Annotated in this window: 19 protein-coding genes; 10 read left to right on the forward strand and 9 right to left on the reverse strand. The window is 71.5% G+C overall.

Annotated features, from left to right (window positions below):
* The first annotated feature begins 235 nt into the window (after positions 1–235).
* Positions 236–754, forward strand: coding sequence for a hypothetical protein (locus ABZS69_RS58065; RefSeq protein WP_355390610.1), 519 nt, complete (start codon positions 236–238; stop codon positions 752–754).
* Between the two features lie 158 nt (positions 755–912).
* Here ABZS69_RS58065 and ABZS69_RS58070 read toward each other — a convergent pair whose 3' ends face one another.
* The gene (locus tag ABZS69_RS58070) at positions 913–1893 is read right to left on the reverse strand and encodes an aldo/keto reductase (protein ID WP_355390613.1); all 981 of its coding nucleotides are present in this window, start codon (positions 1891–1893) and stop codon (positions 913–915) included.
* Between the two features lie 262 nt (positions 1894–2155).
* Here ABZS69_RS58070 and ABZS69_RS58075 point away from each other — a divergent pair, with 262 nt between their 5' ends.
* Entirely contained in the window at positions 2156–2638 is a 483-nt protein-coding gene (locus ABZS69_RS58075; RefSeq protein ID WP_355390616.1) for an Lrp/AsnC family transcriptional regulator, read from the forward strand.
* A 139-nt stretch (positions 2639–2777) separates the two neighbouring features.
* Positions 2778–3395: a hypothetical protein gene (locus tag ABZS69_RS58080; protein ID WP_355390618.1), complete on the forward strand. Its 618-nt coding sequence runs from the start codon at positions 2778–2780 to the stop codon at positions 3393–3395.
* 40 nt (positions 3396–3435) lie between these two features.
* On the opposite strand, the gene ABZS69_RS58085 is transcribed toward ABZS69_RS58080, so the two are convergent.
* The gene (locus ABZS69_RS58085) at positions 3436–4566 is read right to left on the reverse strand and encodes a hypothetical protein (RefSeq protein WP_355390621.1); all 1131 of its coding nucleotides are present in this window, start codon (positions 4564–4566) and stop codon (positions 3436–3438) included.
* 127 nt (positions 4567–4693) lie between these two features.
* Positions 4694–5275: a TetR/AcrR family transcriptional regulator gene (locus ABZS69_RS58090; RefSeq protein ID WP_355390624.1), complete on the reverse strand. Its 582-nt coding sequence runs from the start codon at positions 5273–5275 to the stop codon at positions 4694–4696.
* Between the two features lie 99 nt (positions 5276–5374).
* On the opposite strand from ABZS69_RS58090, the gene ABZS69_RS58095 reads away from it, so the two are divergent.
* Positions 5375–6568: an MFS transporter gene (locus ABZS69_RS58095; protein ID WP_355390626.1), complete on the forward strand. Its 1194-nt coding sequence runs from the start codon at positions 5375–5377 to the stop codon at positions 6566–6568.
* A 118-nt stretch (positions 6569–6686) separates the two neighbouring features.
* Here the strand turns inward: ABZS69_RS58095 and ABZS69_RS58100 are convergent, their stop codons facing one another.
* Positions 6687–7520 carry a DUF5829 family protein gene (locus ABZS69_RS58100; RefSeq protein ID WP_355390629.1) on the reverse strand — a complete coding sequence of 278 codons (834 nt, stop codon included), beginning with the start codon at positions 7518–7520 and terminating at the stop codon, positions 6687–6689.
* Between the two features lie 248 nt (positions 7521–7768).
* Here ABZS69_RS58100 and ABZS69_RS58105 point away from each other — a divergent pair, with 248 nt between their 5' ends.
* Positions 7769–8251 carry a nucleotide excision repair endonuclease gene (locus tag ABZS69_RS58105; protein ID WP_355390632.1) on the forward strand — a complete coding sequence of 161 codons (483 nt, stop codon included), beginning with the start codon at positions 7769–7771 and terminating at the stop codon, positions 8249–8251.
* 154 nt (positions 8252–8405) lie between these two features.
* On the opposite strand, the gene ABZS69_RS58110 is transcribed toward ABZS69_RS58105, so the two are convergent.
* On the reverse strand, positions 8406–9422 hold the full coding sequence (locus ABZS69_RS58110; protein ID WP_355390634.1) for a hypothetical protein: 1017 nt from the start codon (positions 9420–9422) through the stop codon (positions 8406–8408).
* A gap of 49 nt (positions 9423–9471) precedes the next feature.
* Complete coding sequence (locus ABZS69_RS58115; protein WP_355390636.1) at positions 9472–10716, reverse strand: ROK family transcriptional regulator; 1245 nt, start codon at positions 10714–10716, stop codon at positions 9472–9474.
* Positions 10717–10811: 95 nt separating this feature from the next.
* On the opposite strand from ABZS69_RS58115, the gene ABZS69_RS58120 reads away from it, so the two are divergent.
* Positions 10812–11153, forward strand: a complete 342-nt coding sequence (locus tag ABZS69_RS58120) for a DUF5713 family protein (protein ID WP_355390639.1) — start codon at positions 10812–10814, stop codon at positions 11151–11153.
* A gap of 72 nt (positions 11154–11225) precedes the next feature.
* Here ABZS69_RS58120 and ABZS69_RS58125 read toward each other — a convergent pair whose 3' ends face one another.
* Positions 11226–11771 (reverse strand): ATP-binding protein, encoded by a 546-nt coding sequence (locus tag ABZS69_RS58125; protein ID WP_355390642.1) that lies wholly within the window; start codon positions 11769–11771, stop codon positions 11226–11228.
* Positions 11772–12012: 241 nt separating this feature from the next.
* Here ABZS69_RS58125 and ABZS69_RS58130 point away from each other — a divergent pair, with 241 nt between their 5' ends.
* The 3 genes from ABZS69_RS58130 (at position 12013) to ABZS69_RS58140 (ending at position 14604) form a co-directional block, all read left to right on the forward strand.
* On the forward strand, positions 12013–12540 hold the full coding sequence (locus ABZS69_RS58130) for a hypothetical protein (RefSeq protein ID WP_355390645.1): 528 nt from the start codon (positions 12013–12015) through the stop codon (positions 12538–12540).
* A 67-nt stretch (positions 12541–12607) separates the two neighbouring features.
* Positions 12608–13279, forward strand: a complete 672-nt coding sequence (locus ABZS69_RS58135) for a response regulator transcription factor (protein ID WP_355390648.1) — start codon at positions 12608–12610, stop codon at positions 13277–13279.
* Positions 13276–14604: a HAMP domain-containing sensor histidine kinase gene (locus ABZS69_RS58140; RefSeq protein WP_355390651.1), complete on the forward strand. Its 1329-nt coding sequence runs from the start codon at positions 13276–13278 to the stop codon at positions 14602–14604. The genes ABZS69_RS58135 and ABZS69_RS58140 overlap by 4 nt, the downstream gene beginning before the upstream one ends.
* Here ABZS69_RS58140 and ABZS69_RS58145 read toward each other — a convergent pair whose 3' ends face one another.
* Both ABZS69_RS58145 and ABZS69_RS58150 read right to left on the reverse strand, forming a co-directional pair.
* Complete coding sequence (locus tag ABZS69_RS58145; RefSeq protein ID WP_355390654.1) at positions 14605–16074, reverse strand: hypothetical protein; 1470 nt, start codon at positions 16072–16074, stop codon at positions 14605–14607.
* An 82-nt stretch (positions 16075–16156) separates the two neighbouring features.
* A complete protein-coding gene (locus ABZS69_RS58150; protein WP_355390657.1) occupies positions 16157–17635 on the reverse strand; it encodes a PucR family transcriptional regulator in 1479 nt (492 codons plus the stop codon).
* A gap of 118 nt (positions 17636–17753) precedes the next feature.
* Here ABZS69_RS58150 and ABZS69_RS58155 point away from each other — a divergent pair, with 118 nt between their 5' ends.
* The gene (locus ABZS69_RS58155; RefSeq protein WP_355390660.1) at positions 17754–19031 is read left to right on the forward strand and encodes an MFS transporter; all 1278 of its coding nucleotides are present in this window, start codon (positions 17754–17756) and stop codon (positions 19029–19031) included.
* The last annotated feature ends 9 nt before the right edge of the window (positions 19032–19040 follow it).

Consider the following 19040-nt stretch of genomic DNA (forward strand, 5'->3'; position numbering starts at 1 on the left):
CTTGGCCTCACCTGATCGTCGTCGGCGGACCGGCGGCACCCATGTTCTGGGCCGTTCACGTCTTGATGGCCGTGCGGAACGGATGCCCACCGTGGACGATGGTCGAGTCGCCGGGGCTCAAACCACTCGCCCTCTGGGAACCAGGCGAGCCGCACCGCCCGATGCCTGACCTGCCGCCCCATGGGTGAGCACGAGCCGCCGGAAACGTCAGTTCGTGATCTTAAGCTTGGCGGTCATGAACACCACGCGGACCGTGTCGTTCGATCTTCACGTCAGCTACCGGCAGGCGTACCTCATCGACTACGGCACGATGGCCCCGGAAGCCTTCCCCGATGACCATCCGGAGCACCCTGTGGGGATCATACGGGTGAAGGACGATAAAGCTCTCCTGGTCACGGGTCTGCACACGGGCATCGTCGGCTTCTCGGCGATGGTGGCCGACCACGACCCGGGAGCATACATCGACGGGTACGAGGACATTGTGGAGATCAGTTTTCGCTCCGAGATCGGACGCGTCTGGCTGTGCGAGTGGGCAGGCGAACGAGTCCATGACCTACCGGAGTTGCCCTCGGGTCCGGGGTGGTATCGGCTGCGCTATCACGCCGTGAACATGGACGAGGGCGCGGAGGTGAACAGCTCGATGGACGTGGTCGTCGACCGCTATCTGCTGCAGGTCTGGCCGCAGAGTGCATCCGCACCGCGTGTGGTCAAAAGCACGAGCCATCAGCTCGCCTACTGGCGCAGTGCGGGCTGACGTCCCGACGGAGGCCTCTGACCGACCGGCCGGGCAGGTGACGGCGGCGATCAAGCGCGTCCTCGAACCCCGCTCGGATCGCGCTGTCAAGCTGATCAGACATTGGTCCAAATGACAGTTCCCTGGTCGACGAGCGGTTTCGCTGTCATGTTCGGCTTTCAGGAGTGCCCGATGATTCGATGTGGACGGTAGGGGGCCTCCAGGCGGGCCGACTCCTCCTCGCTCAGGGACACCTCCACCGCAGCGATCGCGTCGTCCAGATGGCCCACCTTGCTCGCCCCGACGATCGGCGCGCTCACACCAGGTCTCCCGAGCAGCCATGCGAGCGCAAGCTGTGCCGGAGGCAGTCCTCGTTCGCCGGCGACCGCGCGCAACACGTCGACGACGTCGAAGTCCGCGTCCTCGTACATGCTGTCGGCCAGCGGGTCGCTGCCGGATCGGACCGTGCGCCGGCGGCCGTCGCGGTGGCGGCTCCCGGTGAGCAGCCCGCGTGCGAGCGGGCTCCACGGGATGGCGCCCACTCCCTGGTCCAGGCAGAGCGGGATCATTTCCCGCTCCTCCTCCCGGTACACGAGGTTGTAGTGGTTCTGCATCGACACGAATTTGGTCCAGCCGGCCGTCTGAGCGGTGTGCTGCGCCTTGGCGAACTGCCAGGCGTACATGCTGGAGGCCCCGATGTAACGCGCCTTGCCGGCCCGCACCACGTCGTGCAGGGCCTCCATGGTCTCCTCGATCGGCGTCTCCTCGTCCCAGCGGTGGATCTGGTACAGATCGACATAGTCGGTCCCGAGCCTGGTCAGCGAGGCGTCGATGGCTGACAGCACGTGTTTGCGGGACAGCCCCCGATCGTTCGGGCCCGGCCCCGTCGGGAAGTAGACCTTCGTGGCGAGAACGTAGTCGTCGCGGCGGGCGAAGAGCTTGCCGAGCAGCCGCCCGGTGATCTCCTCGCTCGCGCCGTCGGAGTACATGTCGGCGGTGTCGAAGAACGTCACGCCGGCCTCGACCGCGCGCCGCACGATCGGCTCGGCCACGTCCTCGCGCAGCATCCACTCCCGGGAACGCGGATCGCCGTACGTCATCATGCCCAGGCAGATCCGGGAGACCCGCAACCCCGACGAGCCCAGCTTCACGTATCGCATTTCGTCTTGCCTTCCTGTAAGAGCGCGGCCTTCACCGCAGAGGCCGGAGCTCCCGATGGAGCGAGCCGGGCGAAGGTCCGCCAGGGGTGCCGCCACAGCCCGAGAACGAGTGCGGCGCTCCAGATCCTCAGCCCCGCGACCCTGGCGAACAGGAGCACGGCACTCCCGATGAAGTAGGTCCGTGGAGGCGCCGCGGACAGGACGGCGCGAGGGCCGATGGGCGGCATGAGCCCAATCGTCGGCCAACCCGTAATTTAGGAGAATGGCGAATCGAAAGATCAGACCCGAGCGGGCATACGAATCCAAGGGAATCGACGCCCTCGACCTTCGTATCCTCGCCGAGCTGCAGGTCGACGCCAGAGTGAGCTTCGCCGAACTGGGCCGCCGGGTCACCCTTTCAGCCCCCGCCGTGGCCGACAGGGTGCAGCGGCTGGAGGAGAGCGGAGTGATCACCGGCTATCACGCCGAGGTCGACCCGCGGGCCCTGGGCTTTCCGGTCACCGTGATGGTTCGCATCCGCCCGGCGATCCGGGAGTTGCACCGCATCTCCAAGATCGCCCAGGAAGTTCCCCAGATCGTCGAGTGCTACCGGATGACGGGTGACGACTGCTTCTACTTCACGATGCACCTGCGGGCGGTCGACGAGCTCGAACCGATCCTCGACCTGTTCACCCCGTACGGTCACACGACCACGTCTCTCATCCACACCGCGCCCGTACCACGCCGCCCCCTCCCCCTTGAGTGAGCCCGCAGCCCCATTGAGAGGTCCCCGCAACGTGCTCCCCGGCAGGGTCGTATTCGTCGATTGGCATGGTGTGCTGTCCTGCGACCCCTTCTGGGCGTCCATCCGGGACGAGGCCCGGCATCCCCTTCACTCCCAACTTGTGGAGAGCCTGGCGCCGATCTTCGCCGGCGAGACGGCCCGCGCCTGGATGAAGGGCCGGCTGTCCTCCGCTCAGGTCATCGCGGACATGGGCATCAAGCTGGACCGCCGGTTCCGCGACGACTTCCTCCAGCGCCGGTTACTGACCGACTGCGCCCGGATGCGGGTCAACGTTCCGTTGTTCGAGATGCTCCGCGAGGTCAAGACAAGTGCCTCGGTCGTCGTGTCCACCGACAACATGGACTGCTTCGCCGACACTTTCCGGCGGGTACGCAAGTCCCGGCGCCCCACAGACCGCCGTTCGGCGGCGACGTTGGCCCACTGGGCCTACATCTGCGACGACCTGATCTGTTCCAGCGACGTCGCGGTGCTCAAGAGCGAAGGTCCCGCCGGATTCTTCGGGCCTTGGCTGAGCCGGCACGGCATGACCTTCCTCGACGCGCTGCTCATCGATGACTCGGCGAGCAACTGCGCGGACTTCCGGCAGCAGGGAGGAACCGCCTTGTGCTGGAGGATGGGCGCCGGCGACATCGCCGAAGTCGCCGCCGCGCTGAGCCGATGGCTCGACGCGCCTGCCGAATCCGAACTCCCGCCTGGTCACCGACGTAGGTCTGGCTGAAATACGCTTCGCCTCGGTCACCCACACCGCGGGCGAGGTGTCAGCCGCGCAGCCGTTCAACCGTGATCACTCGGGCGGCTTCCGCCTCTGTCGCCGCCCGGACCTCCACGAAATCGTTCTCGTTCCGCAGGATAGTGACGATCCCGGTCAGCAGGGTGTTCATCCGGATGGCATCACGGGCGACGACCTGCCGGCCTGCCGACAGCACGTCGGCGTGCGCGTTCTCGTCCTTGGCCCACACCCAGGCCCGGCCGCTGTGCCCCGGATCGGGCCCGATCAGGACGGTACGCACGCTGGACGCCTCCAGCACCAGCGTGGGAGCGTCGTCCGGGTTCAGCTCCCGGCCGATGCGCCTGTCCACGCGCAGCCGCGTGGCGTAGTACTCCAGCCTCGACCGCGACCAGGACTCCAAGTTCCGTGGCAGGTTGCCGAGCATGTCATACCGCAGGTCGCCCAGCACCTCGTCGATGCGCCGCCAGTCGTCGTCGGGCGTCGAGGGTCCGGCCTCGGCGCTCGGAACGCGTTCCAGGCGATCCACCTGAGGGTCGTACCGGATCACCGAGGTGGCGGAATCGGCCCAGGGGTGCGGTCGCAGCGCGGGCCACTGCCCCGGCTGCGGGGCGCGGGAGCCGCGGGCGAGCGGAAGGACCTCGCGCATCCTGACCGCCGCCGGCCCGCCCGCCTCCGAATCCGCGCGCAGGGCGGGACCGGCGGCGTCTGCCAGCGGCCAGAACCGCAGCAGCCAGCGCTCCTCGACGGTTTCGGTCTCGCTGTCGTCCCACGCGGCCGGCCGGGTACGCACCGCACCGGTGTAGACGCGCAGCCCGTAGGCGCAGAACGGCGGGCCCAGCAGCAGTTTCTGGCCGGTGGGGCTGAGTCCGGGGCAGCGCAACTCCACGATGCCACCCGGGCTCAGGTAGACGACCTGCCCCGCCGCTGCCCAGGGCGCGCCGGGTGCGTCCTCGACCCCGGGCTCGGCGTTCCAGGCCTCCATCCGTACGCGGGCCCTCCGCGCCCGGACCTTGCTCACCAGCTCGACCGAACCCAGAGCGATGCCACCGGGCTCGCTCCCCAGGTCGGCGTCGTCGCCCAGGCCGGATGCGTCGTCGAGACCGAAGCCGCCGTACGAGGTCGGGACCTCGTCCTCGACGCCGCGGATCAGTTCGGGCATTGCGTCCCTCCATCGCGATCATCGCCTGTCAACGGGGACGCTAGCGACCGCGGGCGACATTTACGGTCTGACGTGAGCCACGATGAATCGCCTCCCGCGCGCGGCAGGCCGACGGGCAGCTGTCACGTCAGGGCGCGGAGGTCGTGAGCGTTCTGATCGTGAAGTCGATCGCCGTGGCGAGCCGTTGGGGGTCGTGGCCGGCGCGTTCGCGTACGCGCAGTCCGAGCACCGTCGTGAACAGCAGCTCCACCGCCGCCTCGACGTCCAACGCGGCGGGCAGGTCGCCGTCGCGGATGCCGCGGCGCAGCAGTGACGCCAGGGTGTCCCGGGTGACCTCGAACGCGGCCTCGGTCTTCCGCTGGACCTCGGGGTCGGTGGTGCCGAGTTCGGCGGCCGTGTTGACCACGAAGCAGCCGCGGCCGGCCTCGTGGCTGATCATCCAGATCAGCCACTCCCGCAGGATCTGGAGGCTGGGGCCGGGCGCGCCGAGCTGCTCTTCGGCTTGGGTGGACTCCGTCGCCCGATAGTGGTCCAGCGCTCGCAAGAACAGCGTGTGCTTGTCGTTGAATGTCCGGTACAGACTGCTCTGCTTGAGCGCGAGCTCGGCGCCCAGGTCGCGGACGGACGTGGCGTGGTAGCCGCGACGCCAAAACAGGTGGGTCGCCTTGGCGATCACATCCTGCTCGTCGAACTCCCTGGGCCGTGCCATGGCCGCCACTCTACCAGAATTGTGGAGCGATCGCTCCCGTATTAGGGTGTGTCGTCGTATGGGAGCGATCGCTCCCGAATGAGTGAAAGGAGGTTCGACGTGACGGCGACGGAACCTACGACGACCGGCCGGGACGCGACAGCGAGGAGTCATTGGGCCGCGGTGTCCGCCGTGGCCTTCGGGACGTTTCTCCTGGTGACGGCCGAGCAATTGCCCATCGGACTGCTCACCCCCGTCGGGTCGGCGCTGTCTGTGTCCGAGGGTGCGGCGGGGTTGATGGTCACGGTCCCCAGCGTCGTCGCCGCCATCGCGGCGCCGGTCGTGCCGGTGCTCGTCGGCAGGATGAATCGCAGGCTCCTGCTCGTCGCCCTGATGGGGCTCATGACGCTCGCCAACCTGGCCTCCGCCCTGGCGCCGGACTACCCGCTCCTGATCGCCGCCCGCGTGCTGGTCGGGGTGGCGATCGGCGGGTTCTGGGCCGTGGCCGGGGGTCTGGCCGTACGGCTCGTCCCGGCGGCGCACGTGCCGCGGGCCACCGCGATCATCTTCGGCGGCGTCGGGGCCGCGAACGTGTTCGGCGTCCCCATCGGCACGATGATCGGCGGGCTGGCGAGCTGGCGGATCGCGTTCGGCGCGCTGGGCGCGCTCGCGCTCGCCGTGCTCGTCGCCCTGCTGGTGGTGCTGCCGCCGTTGGCCGCCGCTCGGCCCGTCGGCCTGCGGCGGCTGGCCGGCCAGTTCCGCGACCGGGGTGTCCGGGTCGGCATCCTGGCGACCTTCCTGATCGTGACCGGCCACTTCTCGGCCTACACGTTCGTGAGCCCGGTGCTGCGGGAGCTGTCCGGCATCGACGGGCGGCTCGTCGGGCCGCTGCTGTTCGGATTCGGCGTGGCGGGCATCGTGGGGAACTTCGTCGCGGGTGCCGCCGTGGCAAAGAGGCTCCATCGCACGGTCCTCGCCATCGCCGCCATCTTGGGGGTGACCCTGCTGCTCTACCCCGTGGCGGGGCTCTCCGCCGCGGGCGGGGTGACGCTGCTCGTGGTCTGGGGCCTGGTGTACGGCGGGGTCTCCACGAGCCTCCAGACGTGGATGATCAGGGCCGCGCCGCAGGCGGTCGAGGAAGCCTCCGCGCTGTGGGTGGCGGTGTTCAACCTCTCGATCGGTCTCGGCGCGCTGGCCGGCGGCGCGATCGTCGATGCCCTGCCGCTCCAGGGGATCCTGTGGCTCGCCGGCGTTCTCGTCCTGCTGGCCGCGCCGACAGTGTGGAGCGCGCGCCGGATCGCCGGCCTCGGCTGACCCGGCCGCCCGCGCGAGGGGGGACGCGGGACGTTGTGGGTGGTGGCGGGGACGAGGCAGATGACGCCCGGCCGGCGACGATCGATGCGTCGCCGGCCGGGCGCGTACAGGAGGGGCTTTACCGCGGGGCGTCGAAGGTCCACTCGGCGCGGGCGCCGGGGCCCACGGCAAGGGTCGAACGTCCGATCCGCTCCTCGGTACGGCTCTCCACGGAGCGGTTGAGCGACATGGAGACCTGCTTCAGACCCGCCTGCTCACGAGCGACGGAGTCGAGCTGGATGGTGGTGCCGCCGCCGGTCGCGATGGCGCCGCCGCCGGTGGTCGCGACGTCGAACCCGCCCGCCTTGAGCAGCGGCACCGTGTTGGCCAGGTCCCGCGCGGTGACGCCGATGCGGAGGTAGGTGATGTCGCGCATCAGGTGGTCCTGGTAGGCGTCGGGCAGGTAGCGTTCCCGGCTGACGTCACCCGGGTAGCTCTCCGGCTCGGTCTGGCTGCGCGGGTCCGCGAAGTACTCCGGGAAGTACTCCATCGACCACGGGTCGAACGCCTCGTACTGGGCGGAGGTGGTGCGGATGGTGTCGAACCACGGGATCGGGACACCATCGCCAAAGTCACGCGTCTGACGGTATTCGGCCGGGTCGGAGATGCCCTGGGCCTTCAGCGCCGCGGTCACCTTGGCCAGGTCGCCGACCCGCTCGGTCGAGACGGCCAGACCGGCGGAGCCGAAAAGCGCGTCCTGGCCGGGCAGGTCGCCCTCGCCGAACAGCTCGATGTACGTCTCGCGGCCCTTGAGGTAGCGGCCCTTCCAGGTCAACCCGCCACCGGTCGTGGTGCGGACCTCGAAGTTGGCGAACTCACGCAGGTAGGCGGAGTTCTCGACGGCGTCGGCCGTCTCGCGGTCCACCACGCTGTAGGAGTGGTTGTAGAACAGCAACTGCCCTTGGGACGACACGCGGAATTCTTCCGCCTGAGCCGTCCCCACACCCCCGGCGAGCGCAACGGTGCAGGTCGCCGCGATAGCGGTCATCATCCGTAATGTCCGGCGAATCAGCATGGGAGTGATCTTAAAGCGCGGATGATCACCTTCACTATCGTTTTGACAGGACCCAAACTGTCAATGTGGCGTTCCTATAGCAGCCATGTAGCGAGCCCCCGCCACAATCGTTGACACCCCTGGCGGCCGATGTTTCACTCGGCCGGGTGTCAGCCAGATCCCCGGCTGCCCGCGCGGCGGCGCGGCTGCCTCGTGAGCCCGGCGTCTATCGCTTCCGCGACCGGCGCGGCCAGATCCTCTACCTGGGTCGCGCCACCGACCTCCGGAGCCGGGTGCGGTCCTACTGGGGTGACCTGCGCGATCGCCTCCACCTGACGGAGATGGTCGCCCGGATCGTCCGGGTCGAGGCGGTGGTGTGCGGCTCGGTGCACGAGGCCGCGTGGCTCGAACGCAACCTGCTGGAAGCCGACCTGCCCCGCTGGAATCGCACGCCGGGCGGCGCGGTGAACTCGATCTACATCCTGGTCGACCCGCGTCCGCGCACCGCCGGGGTGCGGACGAGCCACGTCGCCCGCTTCGACGGTGTCATCGACTTCGGCCCCCGCCTCGGCGGGACGAACGCCGGCGCCGCGCGTGCGGGTGGGCGGACGGCCTCGCCGTCACGTTCACCATTCGCGGCGGGCGCCTGAACGGGTGGGAGCAGCGCGAGTGCGGGCGCTCGGCCGTTGCCCGGGCGAGCGCCGCCACGCCTCCTGAATGGGCCGAGTTCGCCCGGCGCAACGCCGAGCTGGCCGCGGCGCTCGTCCGAGCCTGACCGGGGCGCCCGCTCGCGGGTGGCGCGCGTCAGAACTCGATGAATCCGTACAGCGCGAGATGGTTCGACTTCGTGCCGCTCACCGTGTGGTCAATGCTCGACGGCTGTACGGCGCCCTTGACGAAGAGGTAGTCGATCTTCCTGGAGCCGCTGGTCGCCTTCGCTCCATAGCCGGTCATGCCGAAGCCGCTGAGAGTCGTGCAGGCGATGTTCGTGCGATTCGCGTCGATCCCGATCACGCGGATCGTGGACGCGTTCATGAGGCTCGTGGCGTCCGTGCCGACATGGATGCCGGAGTTCGCGATGCCCGTGTAGTCGTCGCCAGCGCAGGCGTTCGCGCCGTTCTGTTCCGGGAGGTGCATGGTCGCGGCGAAGACCGTCGTGCCCGTTTCCTTGATCGTGAATTTCGCGGCGATGGCGCTCGTGCGCTTCCACTTGTATTGGTTGGTGGTGCCGTCGTCGCTGTTCGGCGGCTTGTAGAGGGTGCACCCGGCGCCGCCGCCGTACGAGGTCCCGGGCTTCAACCAGCCGGCGCTCCAGTATTTCGAGACGTCGCCCGCCGCCAGGCTCAGCGTTCTGGTGTTGTAGACGATCCCGTTCGTCTGCTTCTTCTTCAGGTCGCCGAGCTCCTGCTGGCTGCATTTGTGCGTGCTGCCCCACACCTCGGGGTCGTCCCAGGCCACGAGCACCTTGTACGTGCCCGCCGGATATCCGAACTTGGCCGAGAGCTGGTCGGCGTACGCCGTGGCCTGTCCGGTGCCGCGTACCTGCTGCACGATCAGGAGGTCGGGAGCCTGCACGCCGGAGGTGCCCGTCTTGCCGCTGTCGTCGACCAGCATCGACGTGAGGTGGTCCGGGCCCGAGATCCGGGTGCACGAGCCGTCGGCGTTGTTCCGCACCAGGTTCTCGATGTTGTTGTTGTAGACCCGTAAGACCCGGTCGGCCGCCGCGGTCGTGGGTGCCGCATGCGCGATCGAGGGGGTGGTGAGCGACGCGGTCATCGCGAGCGCGATCGCGCCAAGGGATGATCGGTAAAGGAATGACATTACCGCAGAGTAGCCGTACACCCTCGAATCGCCGCGAAAACACCATAGTTCACAGATCGCCGTAGAACACCCGCTCGCGTGCCTGCTCGACCGCGACCAGCAGGGCGCCGCGCACCACAGGCCGGTCCGGGATCGTGCTCGCCTCCACCCGAGGCCGGGCCAGGCACATCCGGGCGACAGCCCGCTGAACCCGACCGGCGAGCGCGTCGCCTCCGGCGGAACCGACGTGGCTGCCCAGCACGACCAGCTCAGGATCGAGAACGGCGCAGATGGACGCGACCCCCAGAGCGATCCGCCGCGCCAGCTCGTCCAGGAACGCCGCCCCCGCCGCACTCCCCGACGCCCCCTCCGCGCTTCCCACCGCGCTCCCCACCCCGCTCCCCACCCCGGCCCCGGCCGCCTCCCGCGCCGCTGCCGCCACGCTCCGCGCGGCGTCCTCGGCCGCGATCCGGTACGTCTCGGCGAGTTCCTGCACCACCCGCCAGCCCACCAGGGCCTGGAAGGCGGCGCCCACCTCATGGCGGCTGCGGTCGAACCCGCCGTCGCTCACGGCCGCGCCGGGGACGGGCATCCAGCCGAGCTCACCGGCCGCGCCCGCGGTCCCCCGCAGGAGCTGGTCGCCCACCATGACCGCCGATCCCGGCCCACGTCCGATCCAGACCAGCGCGAAGTTGCGTACGCCGCTCGCGGCTCCCAGCGCGCGCTCCGCGATCGCGGCGAGGTTGACGTCGTTGTCGATCGTGACGGGCAGCCCCAGGCTCCGGTGGAGGACCTCGATCACGTCCCCGCACCATGCGGGCATGTCGTAGCAGAAGTGAACGCGGCTCGTAGCGGGGTCGATGACGGCCGGGAGGCCGATCACGCACGCCCGCACCTGCGCCACGTCGATCCGCGCGGCCCGGGTGAGGTGCTCCACGATCGTGCCCACCGCTCCGGCCGGATCCATGGCGACCTCGGTCGGGACCGTCGTCTCCGCCAGCACCCGCCCCATGATGTCGGCGAGAACGGCGGTCGTCGTGTCCGGGTCGACGTCGATCCCGATCACGTACCCGCACGACGGGTTGAGCCCGTAAAGGACCGCGTTGGGCCCGCGCCCGCCCTCCTGCACGCCGGCCCTGACGACCAGGCCGCGCTCCTCCAGCCGGGACAGGACGTGGTTGGCCGTCACCTTCGACAGCCCGGTCATCTCGCTCACCTGCGCCCGGGTCAGCGCTCCCGACGAGCCCAGCAACTCCAGCGCGGCACGGTCGTTCAGCTCACGTAACAGACGCGGACGCCCCGGCTTCGAATTCATGTGATCAATCCTGGCCCACGCGGCGACGGGCGGGTGTTCGTTGGTGGGATCGGGCAGGATCGGCGGCACCGGATCGCGGCGAGAAGGAGATCAGGGTGCCCCTCACCAACCAGCAGGCAGCCGGCCACGCCTTCCTCAAGGGCATGTACGGGGACGGCTACTACCCCCGCCGGCTCGTCGACAAGGGCAGAGAGATCCTGCTGCGCCTGTGCGAGCGGATCGAGGCCGAGCGGCCGTCGGACCTCCCGTCGCTGTACGCCCTCACGCGGGCGGCGACGGACGAGTTCAACGAGCTGGCGGTCGAGTTCCTGGTGGCGGGCAGCCAGATGGAGACCGTGGCGCGCGAGGTGATCGCCGAGGACTTCTGGTTCGTGGCGACGGCCTACGGGTTCGCGGACGCGGACATCGAAGAGCTGATCGAGACCCGCGACTGGTGACGGACACCGCGGTTCAGGGGCAGCTGACCTGGTAGGGCTCGTCGGGGACGTAGCGGGCCCACTCGCGCTCGGTCAGCGACCGCGCAGATCTCGGCGCGCGGATCGGTGGGCAGGCGGATCTCCCACAGGCGGACCCGCCCCTGCGCGTCGGCGCCGGCCAGCTTGGTGCCGTCGGGGCTGATCGCCTCCGGTCAGCGCGCTCAGCTGGACCGACAGCTCGGTCAGCGGGTCGGCGGTGGGCGTCATCACCAGGGAGGGCCAGCCCGCTCCGTCCGGCGCCCCCGCCGGGTGCCCGCCCTTCAGGTACGGCAGCAGCCCGGCACGCAGCAACGAGGACTTGCCCGCCCCCGACGGCCCGGTGACCACCAGCATGCTCGGCGCGTCGAGCCGCCCGGCCAGCATCCGCGCCAGCTGGGCGGTGGCCTGCTCGCGGCCGTAGAACACCTCGGCGTCCCGCTCGTCGAACGGCGCCAGCCCCCCGGTACGGGCTGCCCCGCCACAGCGGTCCGGGCCGGGCGTGCGGGAAGTGCTGGTGGTACTCGTAGTGCAGGACCGGGCCGATCTTCCCGGTGACCGAGCCGTGCACGATGTTGCCGTGGATCTCGACGTGGTCCCCACCGTACGTAAATCGCGCCAAGTCGTTGCCTAGGGCATCGCGGAGCACGTGCCGGAGGAGGACCGGCGGCCGGTCGAGAACGGGGTGCGCGAGGACGGGGACCTACGGCGTGCACGGGTGCTGCGGGTGAGCTGGTTCTACGGCGTTTCTAAGGTTCGCCGACGGCTGGGTGAAGGTGGGCCGGGTTGGCTGGCGGCAGCCACCGGCCGGAGGAGCCGGCCGGTCGGGAGAAGGAGACGCGACATGGACCGACGCAAGGCCGGCCTGGCCGCCGGCATCGTGATGGCGCTGGTGATGGCGCTGACGCTGGGCGGGTCGGGGGCACTGGCGGCCTCGCCCCGGCAAGACCCCACGGGTGATCCCTGCGCCAAGGCCGCGACCTGCACGCCCACGAAGGATCCGTGCGCCAAAGCCCCGACGTGCACCCCCGCCGACATCGCGAAAGCCAAGGCGGCCAAGGCTGCCGAGGCCGCGGAGCCCGGCCGGGGCGAGGCGAAGTGCTCGCCCGGCATGAAGCAACCGGAGCAGCCCAAGCCCGTCGAGTCCGGAATGCTGGCCAAGGCGCTGGCCGCCTCGCTCGGGGTCGGCCTCGACCAGGCGACCGCCGCCGCCGCGCAGCTGGACCTGCTCAGCCAGAAAGGCGGGATAAATCCGAAATCGCCGGAGTTCGCCGCGATAGCCGAGCGCCTGGGTGTGCCGGCGGAGCGGCTGATCCAGGCACTGGACGACTTCAAGCGATCCCTCGTAACCGAGAAGACCCCCGGCTCCTGAGCCCGCCTGACCACCGAGCCGGCCGCCGGGGGTGCGCGGCGGCGGGCCCGGCGGAGAGAGTGGCATCATGCACATCCTGGTGGCCGACGACGACGAGGCGGTGCGCCGCTCGCTGACGCGCGCGCTCGCCCGTGAGGGATACCACGTCAGCACCGCCGCCGACGGCCTGCGCGCGCTGGAGGCGGCCGGCGGCGGCCGGCAGGACGCGGTGGTGCTCGACATCATGATGCCCGGCCTGGACGGGCTGGAGGTGTGCCGCCGCCTCCGCGCCGGCGGCGACCGCACGCCCATCCTGATGCTCACCGCCCGCGACCTGGTCGCCGACCGCGTCGCCGGGCTGGACGCCGGGGCCGACGACTACCTGGTCAAGCCGTTCGCGCTGGAGGAGCTGCGGGCCCGCCTGCGCGCCCTGCTCCGGCGCAGCGGCGCGGCCGAGGAGGTGCTGCGCTTCGCCGACCTGGAGCTGGACACCGCGGCCTGCCGGGCCGCCCGCGGCGCGCGGGTACTCGACCTGACCAGGACCGAGTACACGCTGCTGAAGGTGTTCCTGCGCAACCCAAACCGGGTGCTGAGCCGCAGCGTGATCTTCGACGCCGTCTGGGGGTACGACTTCGGCCCGTCGTCCAACGCGCTCTGGGTCTACATCAGCTACCTGCGGGCCAAGCTGGAGGCCGGCGGCGAGCCGCGGCTGATCCAGACGGTGCGCGGGCTGGGCTACGTGCTGCGGGAGGAGACGTGACGCTGCGGACCAGGGTCGCACTGGCCGGGGCGGCCGTGGTGGCGGCGGCCCTGCTGATCGCCTCCCTGGTGGTCTATCCGGCGACGGCGGCCGGGCTGAGCGGCCAGCACGACGGCGAGCTGGTGCTGGCCGCCGGGCAGGCGCCCCAGCTGCTGGCCTCGTTCAAGGCCACCCGCGCGCCCCTGCCGGACTATCCGGTGACCGTGGGCAACACGTTGCTGCAGTTCTTCCCGTCGCCCGCGAATCCGGGTCCGACCACCGGCTTCGTCCCGCTCACCGACAGGGACGCCGGGGTCGCGTGGGGCAAGCTCCCCGCGTACTTCCAGGAGGTGAGCTACGGCGGGGCGCGCTACCGCGTCTACACGGCTCCACTCGGCCAGGTGGACCAGGGGCTGGTGCGCACCGCGTTCCCGCTGAACCTGGACGACGAGACGTTGAACAATCTGAAGCTCCTGCTGGGAGCGCTGATCCTGGGCGGCGCGCTGGTCGCCGGGATGGCCGCGCGGCTGCTCGCCGGGCGGGTGCTGCGTCCCATCGGCCGCCTGACCGAGGTGGTCGAGCACGTCACCGCCACCCGTACGCTCACCGCGGGCGGGCTCGACGGCAGCGGGCGCGACGAGGTCGCCCGGCTGGCCCGCTCGTTCACCACGATGACGGGCGCGCTGAACGAGTCCCTACTGGCCCAGCGGCGCCTGGTCGCCGACGCCTCGCACGAGCTGCGCACCCCGCTGACCAGCCTCATCACCAACCTCGAACTGCTCGGCGAAGGGCGCGGCACCGCCGACCCGCAGGCCCCCGCCCTGGTCGGCGAGGCCCGCGCACAGGCCGGGGAGCTGCGGGTGCTGGTCAACGACCTGGTGGAGCTGGCCAGGTACGGCGACGTCCAGATCCACACCGAGGACGTCCGCCTGGACCTGATGGCGGAGCGCGTGATCGCCAGGGCGCGGGGGCGGGGGCCGCATGTGCGGCTGCGGGCGGAGCTGGCCGAGTGCCTGATCCACGCCGACCCCGACGCCGTCGAACGCGCCGCCGCCAACCTCGTGGACAACGCGATCAAGTGGAGCCCGCCGGGCGGCGAGGTGCTGGTCGAGGTGACCGCGACGGGCACGCTGGCGGTCTCCGACCAGGGGCCCGGCATCGCCGCCGAGGACCTGCCGTTCGTCTTCGACCGTTTCTACCGCGCCGAGGCGGCCCGCTCCCTGCCCGGCTCGGGGCTGGGGCTGGCCATCGTGCGCCAGATCGCCGAGGCGCACGACGGCGCGGTCCGCGCCGAGCCCCTCGCCCGGGGCGTCCGCCTCGTCCTGTCCCTCCCCCTCGCCACCTGATCACCCGGCTCCGGGCCGGCCGCCCTCCTCGGGGTGCGGGTAGTACGCGTGCCACCTGCCCGGATGGGCTCCCGGCAAGCGGGCCCGGACCCAGGACCGGAGGAACGGCGCCGGGGCCGGCCGGCCGCGGTTGACGGCGACCACGTGCTTGCCCGCGGCCAGGGCGCCGCGGACCGCGCCGGGGAACTCGGCCTCCTGGGGCCAGCGCAGCACCGTGTGGGCCTCGCAGCCCGCCCGGTAGGCGATCATCGCCGCGTGCTCCCCGTACACCAGGCAGGGCGGCTGGACCCGGAGCGCCCGGGCCACCTCGGCGTCGGCCTCGCGCTTGGACAGCCGCTGCGCGGTGATCTTCTCCAGCGTGATCCCCTGCAGGGCGAACTGGGCCAGAACGCCCGCCGCCACCAGGCCCCAGCCGGCGCGGCGGGCCTGACCGCGCCGCCCGTCCAGCAGGAAGACGGCCCCATAAGCGAGCGGGAACGCCAGCAGCGCGTACGTGGGCAGCAGGAAGCGAGGCGCGGCGTAACCGACCAGGAAGGCGTACGGCACGGCCATCAGCAGGCCGGCGACGGCAGGGAGCGCGCATTCGGCCAGGCGGCCCCGGCGGTGGGCGGCGTACAGGCCGAGCAGGGCGAGAAGGGGGATGGCGCTCCACCACAGCAGCCAGGGCAGCGAGACGGGCCCGCAGTGCGCGGGAGGGCGGCAGAGCAGCGGGCCGTTGAGCGCACGGGCGTGCTCGGGCAGCGAGAAGTGCAGCCCGGTCTCGTTCGCGGCCCCCGCGGCGTGCCAGCGGGCGGCCGGCCCGCCGAAGCGGACGAACGCCTCGACGATCCAGTCGGCCCAGCCCACGGCCAGCCCCGCGTTCACGGCGAGCCCGGCCCGCCACCGCCCGGCCAGGACCGCCGCCACGGCGAGCGCGAGGGCCAGCCAGACGCTGTCCGGCGGGCGCAGCAGGGCCACCGCGGCCACGCTCGCGCCCAGCCCGGCCGCCGGGCGCCAGCCGCCGCCCGGCCGCAGGCAGCGCAGGAGGCAGCCCGTGGCGGCCACCGCGCCGAAGGCCACCCACAGGTTCGGCATGGCCTGGCCGCCGTAGAACAGCGACAGCCACAACGACGCGAACAGCAGCGCCGCGAGCGGCACCACCGGCCCCGGGCGCACCCGGCGCCACGTCCCGAAGGACACGTACAGGGCCAGAGCCGACAGCAGGCACAGGTAGACCCGCAGCGCCTCCGTGGAGGACGTGATCGCCACCAGAGGGGCGACGATCAGGGTGATCCCCCTGGCCCGCGGCGCGATGAACTCGGTGGCCGGCACGCGGGGATCGACCTGGCTGACGTAGACGACCTCGTCCCACCCCAGCCCCATGCCGGGGGTGACCAAGACCAGCTGGGCGATCCCGTAGCAGGCGGCCACCAGAACCAGCAGCGCCCGCCATGGGTCGGCGCGCAGCCATGAGCGAAGCGAAGATCCCACGGGCCTCTTCCTAGTGCAGGCCCCCGGCCGCGGCTCCCGGGCAGGGCCGCGACTTGCCTGAAGGAATGCCCAGCCATGAGCTCTAGCCGGGCGGGACGAGGTCGCCGAGGGAGAGCGCCAGCCAGAGCTGGAGCCGGTGCCCGGGGTCGGCGAGGGGGCGGCCCGAGACGCGTTCGGCGACGGCCAGGCGGCGGCGCAGGGTGTTGCGGTGCACGCCCAGCCGCCGCGCGGCCGTCTCCAGGTTCGACCCCGCCTCCAGGTACGCGCGGAGCGAATCGACCAGGTCGCCGCCGTGCCGCGCCTCGTACTCACGCAGCGGGCGGAGCGCGGCGGCGGCGAAGCGGTGCGCGGCGTCGGGCACGAAGGCGTCCCTGAGCAGCGCGGACGTTTCGAGGTCGGCGACGTGGACGTAACCGTCGCCCCGGGCGGCCAGCGTGGCGGCGTGTCGGACCGCCGAGGGGAGCTCGTCCAGGCCGAGCGCCCGGCAGCCGCCGCCCGGCACGCCCAGCCGCGCGCACAGCTCCGTCCCCCACCGGGCCGGCCGTTCCGGCAGCACGAACACGGTGGCATCCGGCCGTCCGCACACCAGGGCCAGCTCCTCGGCGTCCGCCGCCACCTCCTCCAGCGCCTCCAGCGCCGCCTCCGCCGGCACCGGGGCCGCCGTCACGACCACCTCGTACGGCGGCGCCGCGACCGGGCACAACTCGCCGAGCTGGCCCGGCGACAGCCCGCCGTCGAGCACGGCGGCCAGCAGCGCGCCCCGCTGGGCGTGCGCCTTCGCCCGGCCGGCCCGCACGCCGAGCAGCTCCATGGCGAGCAGGCAGGCGGCCTGGTTGGCCAGCATCCTGGCGTGCCACTCCAGCGGCGAGGCGGTGCGCACCGCCAGCCAGCCGGTCGGCGGCCCGGAGAAGCCGAGGCTCTGCACCTGCACGGCCTGGATGCCGTCGTCCAGCACGCCCGCGCTCGGCCGGGCCGCGCCCTCCGCCAGCTCCAGGGCCCTGGCGTGCCAGGGCCGCTCCCCCGCCGGCACGGCCGCCCGGGGCTTGCCCTGCGGGTCCAGCAGCAGGGACTCGCCGCCGGTGTGCTCTGCCAGGGCGCGCAGGATGCCCGAGGTGCCCGACAGCAGCGCGGCCCGCGCCATGGCCTCCTGTGCGGCGACCACCCGCCGCTCCCCGCGCACCCGCTCGTCGGCGTGCCACCGGGCCACGGCCTCGGTCACCGCGATGAACGGGGTCAGGATCTCCAGCACCGGCAGCCCCTGGAGGTCCGCGGCGGCCAGCACCTCCTCCGGGACGGCGGTCACGGCCTCGCCGAGCGCGAAGGCGAGCCCGGCGCAGCCCGCGCCCGACAGCCGCTCGACGTACGCCTGCCGCCCGGCGGGGTCGTCCGGCAGGCCGAGGCCGATGGTCATCACCAGCTCGCCCCCGCGCAGCCACGGCACGGGGTCGGCCAGCTCGGACACGTGCGCCCAGCGGACCACACGCGACAGCCCGGCGCGCCCGGCCAGCAGCCGCATGCGCATCCCGGGCAAGGTCATGGCCTGGGCGACGGTCAACGCCATGAGAACCCCCTCCAGTGCATACTGCACCCTAAATCACCGGCGGCAGTGCGATTTATCCCGGCCCCTACCAGGCTGACCTGCGCTTATCGTCGTCGCACCCCCTGAGACCGGAGGATCCATGAATCGCGCCACCAGGGCGGCCGGCGCCGCCTTCGTCGGGACCACGATCGAGTGGTACGACTTCTACGTCTACGCCACGGCGGCCGCGCTGCTCTTCGACGACCTGTTCTTCCCCAACGCCTCCAGCCCCACGGTGGCGCTCATGGCGTCCTTCGCCACGTACGCGGTCGGATTCTTCGCCAGGCCGCTCGGCGGCATCGTGTTCGGCCACTTCGGCGACCGGGTCGGCCGGAAGTCGGCGCTGGTGGTCACGCTGCTCATGATGGGCGGCGCGACGTTCGCCGTGGGGGTGCTGCCCACGTACGCGTCGATCGGCACGCTCGCCCCCGTGCTCCTGGTGCTGCTCCGCTTCGTGCAGGGGCTGGCGGTCGGCGGCGAGTGGGGCGGGGCCGCGCTGATGGCGGTCGAGCACGCGCCGCCCGGCAAGAAAACCTTCTACGGCGGTTTCGCCCAGCTCGGCAACCCGGCGGGCGCGCTGCTGGCCACGGGCGCGTTCAGCCTGATGACCCTGTTCGGCGACGACGCGCTGCACTCGTGGGGCTGGCGGGTGCCGTTCATCGTCTCGGCCGTGCTGGTGCTGGTGGGCCTGTTCATCCGGCTGCGCGTCGAGGAGTCGCCCGTCTTCGAGGAGGCCGACAAGACCGGGGTGCCGATCAAGGAGGTCTTCCGCACGTCGTGGCGGTCGGTCGTGTTCGGCATCGGCACGCTGCCGGTGGCCATCGGCGGCTACTACATCCTCACCACGTTCCTGCTGTCGTACGCCACGGGCCCGTCCGTGGGCGAGACCGAGCAGCTCATCCTGAACGGCCTGAGCCTGGCCGCGTTCGTGGAGCTGGTCGCCACGCTCGGCATCGCCTGGATGGGCGACAGGTTCGGCGGGCGCAAGGTCGCCATCTGGTTCCTGATCGCCACGGCGGTGCTGGCGGTGCCGCAGTTCGCGGTGCTCGGCACGCACAACACGTTGCTGATCTTCCTGATGCTCGGCGTGATGCGGCTGGCCACCTCGGGCACGTACGGGCCGATGGCGGCGATCCTGGCCGAGATGTTCCCGCCGCAGGTCCGCTACACCGGGATCTCGCTCGCCTACCAGGGCGCCGGCGCGATCTTCGGCGGCCTGTCGCCGCTGGCCGCCACCGCGCTCGTGGGCGCGGTCGGCGGCGCCGCGTGGCCGGCCGTGACCCTGCTGGTCGCCATGTGCGCGCTCAGCGTGCTCTGCCTGGCCGTGGCGCCCCGTCACCGCGACCGCGTGCCGGCCGCTCCGATCACCACCGAATAGGAGAGTGCA

Source organism: Nonomuraea sp. NPDC005650, assembly GCF_040605375.1.
Taxonomy (GTDB): Bacteria; Actinomycetota; Actinomycetes; order Streptosporangiales; family Streptosporangiaceae; genus Nonomuraea.

Coding starts and splice junctions, on each gene's coding strand:
- ABZS69_RS58130 (WP_355390645.1), top strand. CDS start 12,013: ATGGACCGACGCAAGGCCGGCCTGGCCGCCGGCATCGTGATGGCGCTG.
- ABZS69_RS58065 (WP_355390610.1), top strand. CDS start 236: ATGAACACCACGCGGACCGTGTCGTTCGATCTTCACGTCAGCTACCGG.
- ABZS69_RS58110 (WP_355390634.1), bottom strand. CDS start 9,422: ATGTCATTCCTTTACCGATCATCCCTTGGCGCGATCGCGCTCGCGATG.
- ABZS69_RS58075 (WP_355390616.1), top strand. CDS start 2,156: ATGGCGAATCGAAAGATCAGACCCGAGCGGGCATACGAATCCAAGGGA.
- ABZS69_RS58070 (WP_355390613.1), bottom strand. CDS start 1,893: ATGCGATACGTGAAGCTGGGCTCGTCGGGGTTGCGGGTCTCCCGGATC.
- ABZS69_RS58150 (WP_355390657.1), bottom strand. CDS start 17,635: ATGGCGTTGACCGTCGCCCAGGCCATGACCTTGCCCGGGATGCGCATG.
- ABZS69_RS58085 (WP_355390621.1), bottom strand. CDS start 4,566: ATGCCCGAACTGATCCGCGGCGTCGAGGACGAGGTCCCGACCTCGTAC.
- ABZS69_RS58090 (WP_355390624.1), bottom strand. CDS start 5,275: ATGGCACGGCCCAGGGAGTTCGACGAGCAGGATGTGATCGCCAAGGCG.
- ABZS69_RS58135 (WP_355390648.1), top strand. CDS start 12,608: ATGCACATCCTGGTGGCCGACGACGACGAGGCGGTGCGCCGCTCGCTG.
- ABZS69_RS58155 (WP_355390660.1), top strand. CDS start 17,754: ATGAATCGCGCCACCAGGGCGGCCGGCGCCGCCTTCGTCGGGACCACG.
- ABZS69_RS58115 (WP_355390636.1), bottom strand. CDS start 10,716: ATGAATTCGAAGCCGGGGCGTCCGCGTCTGTTACGTGAGCTGAACGAC.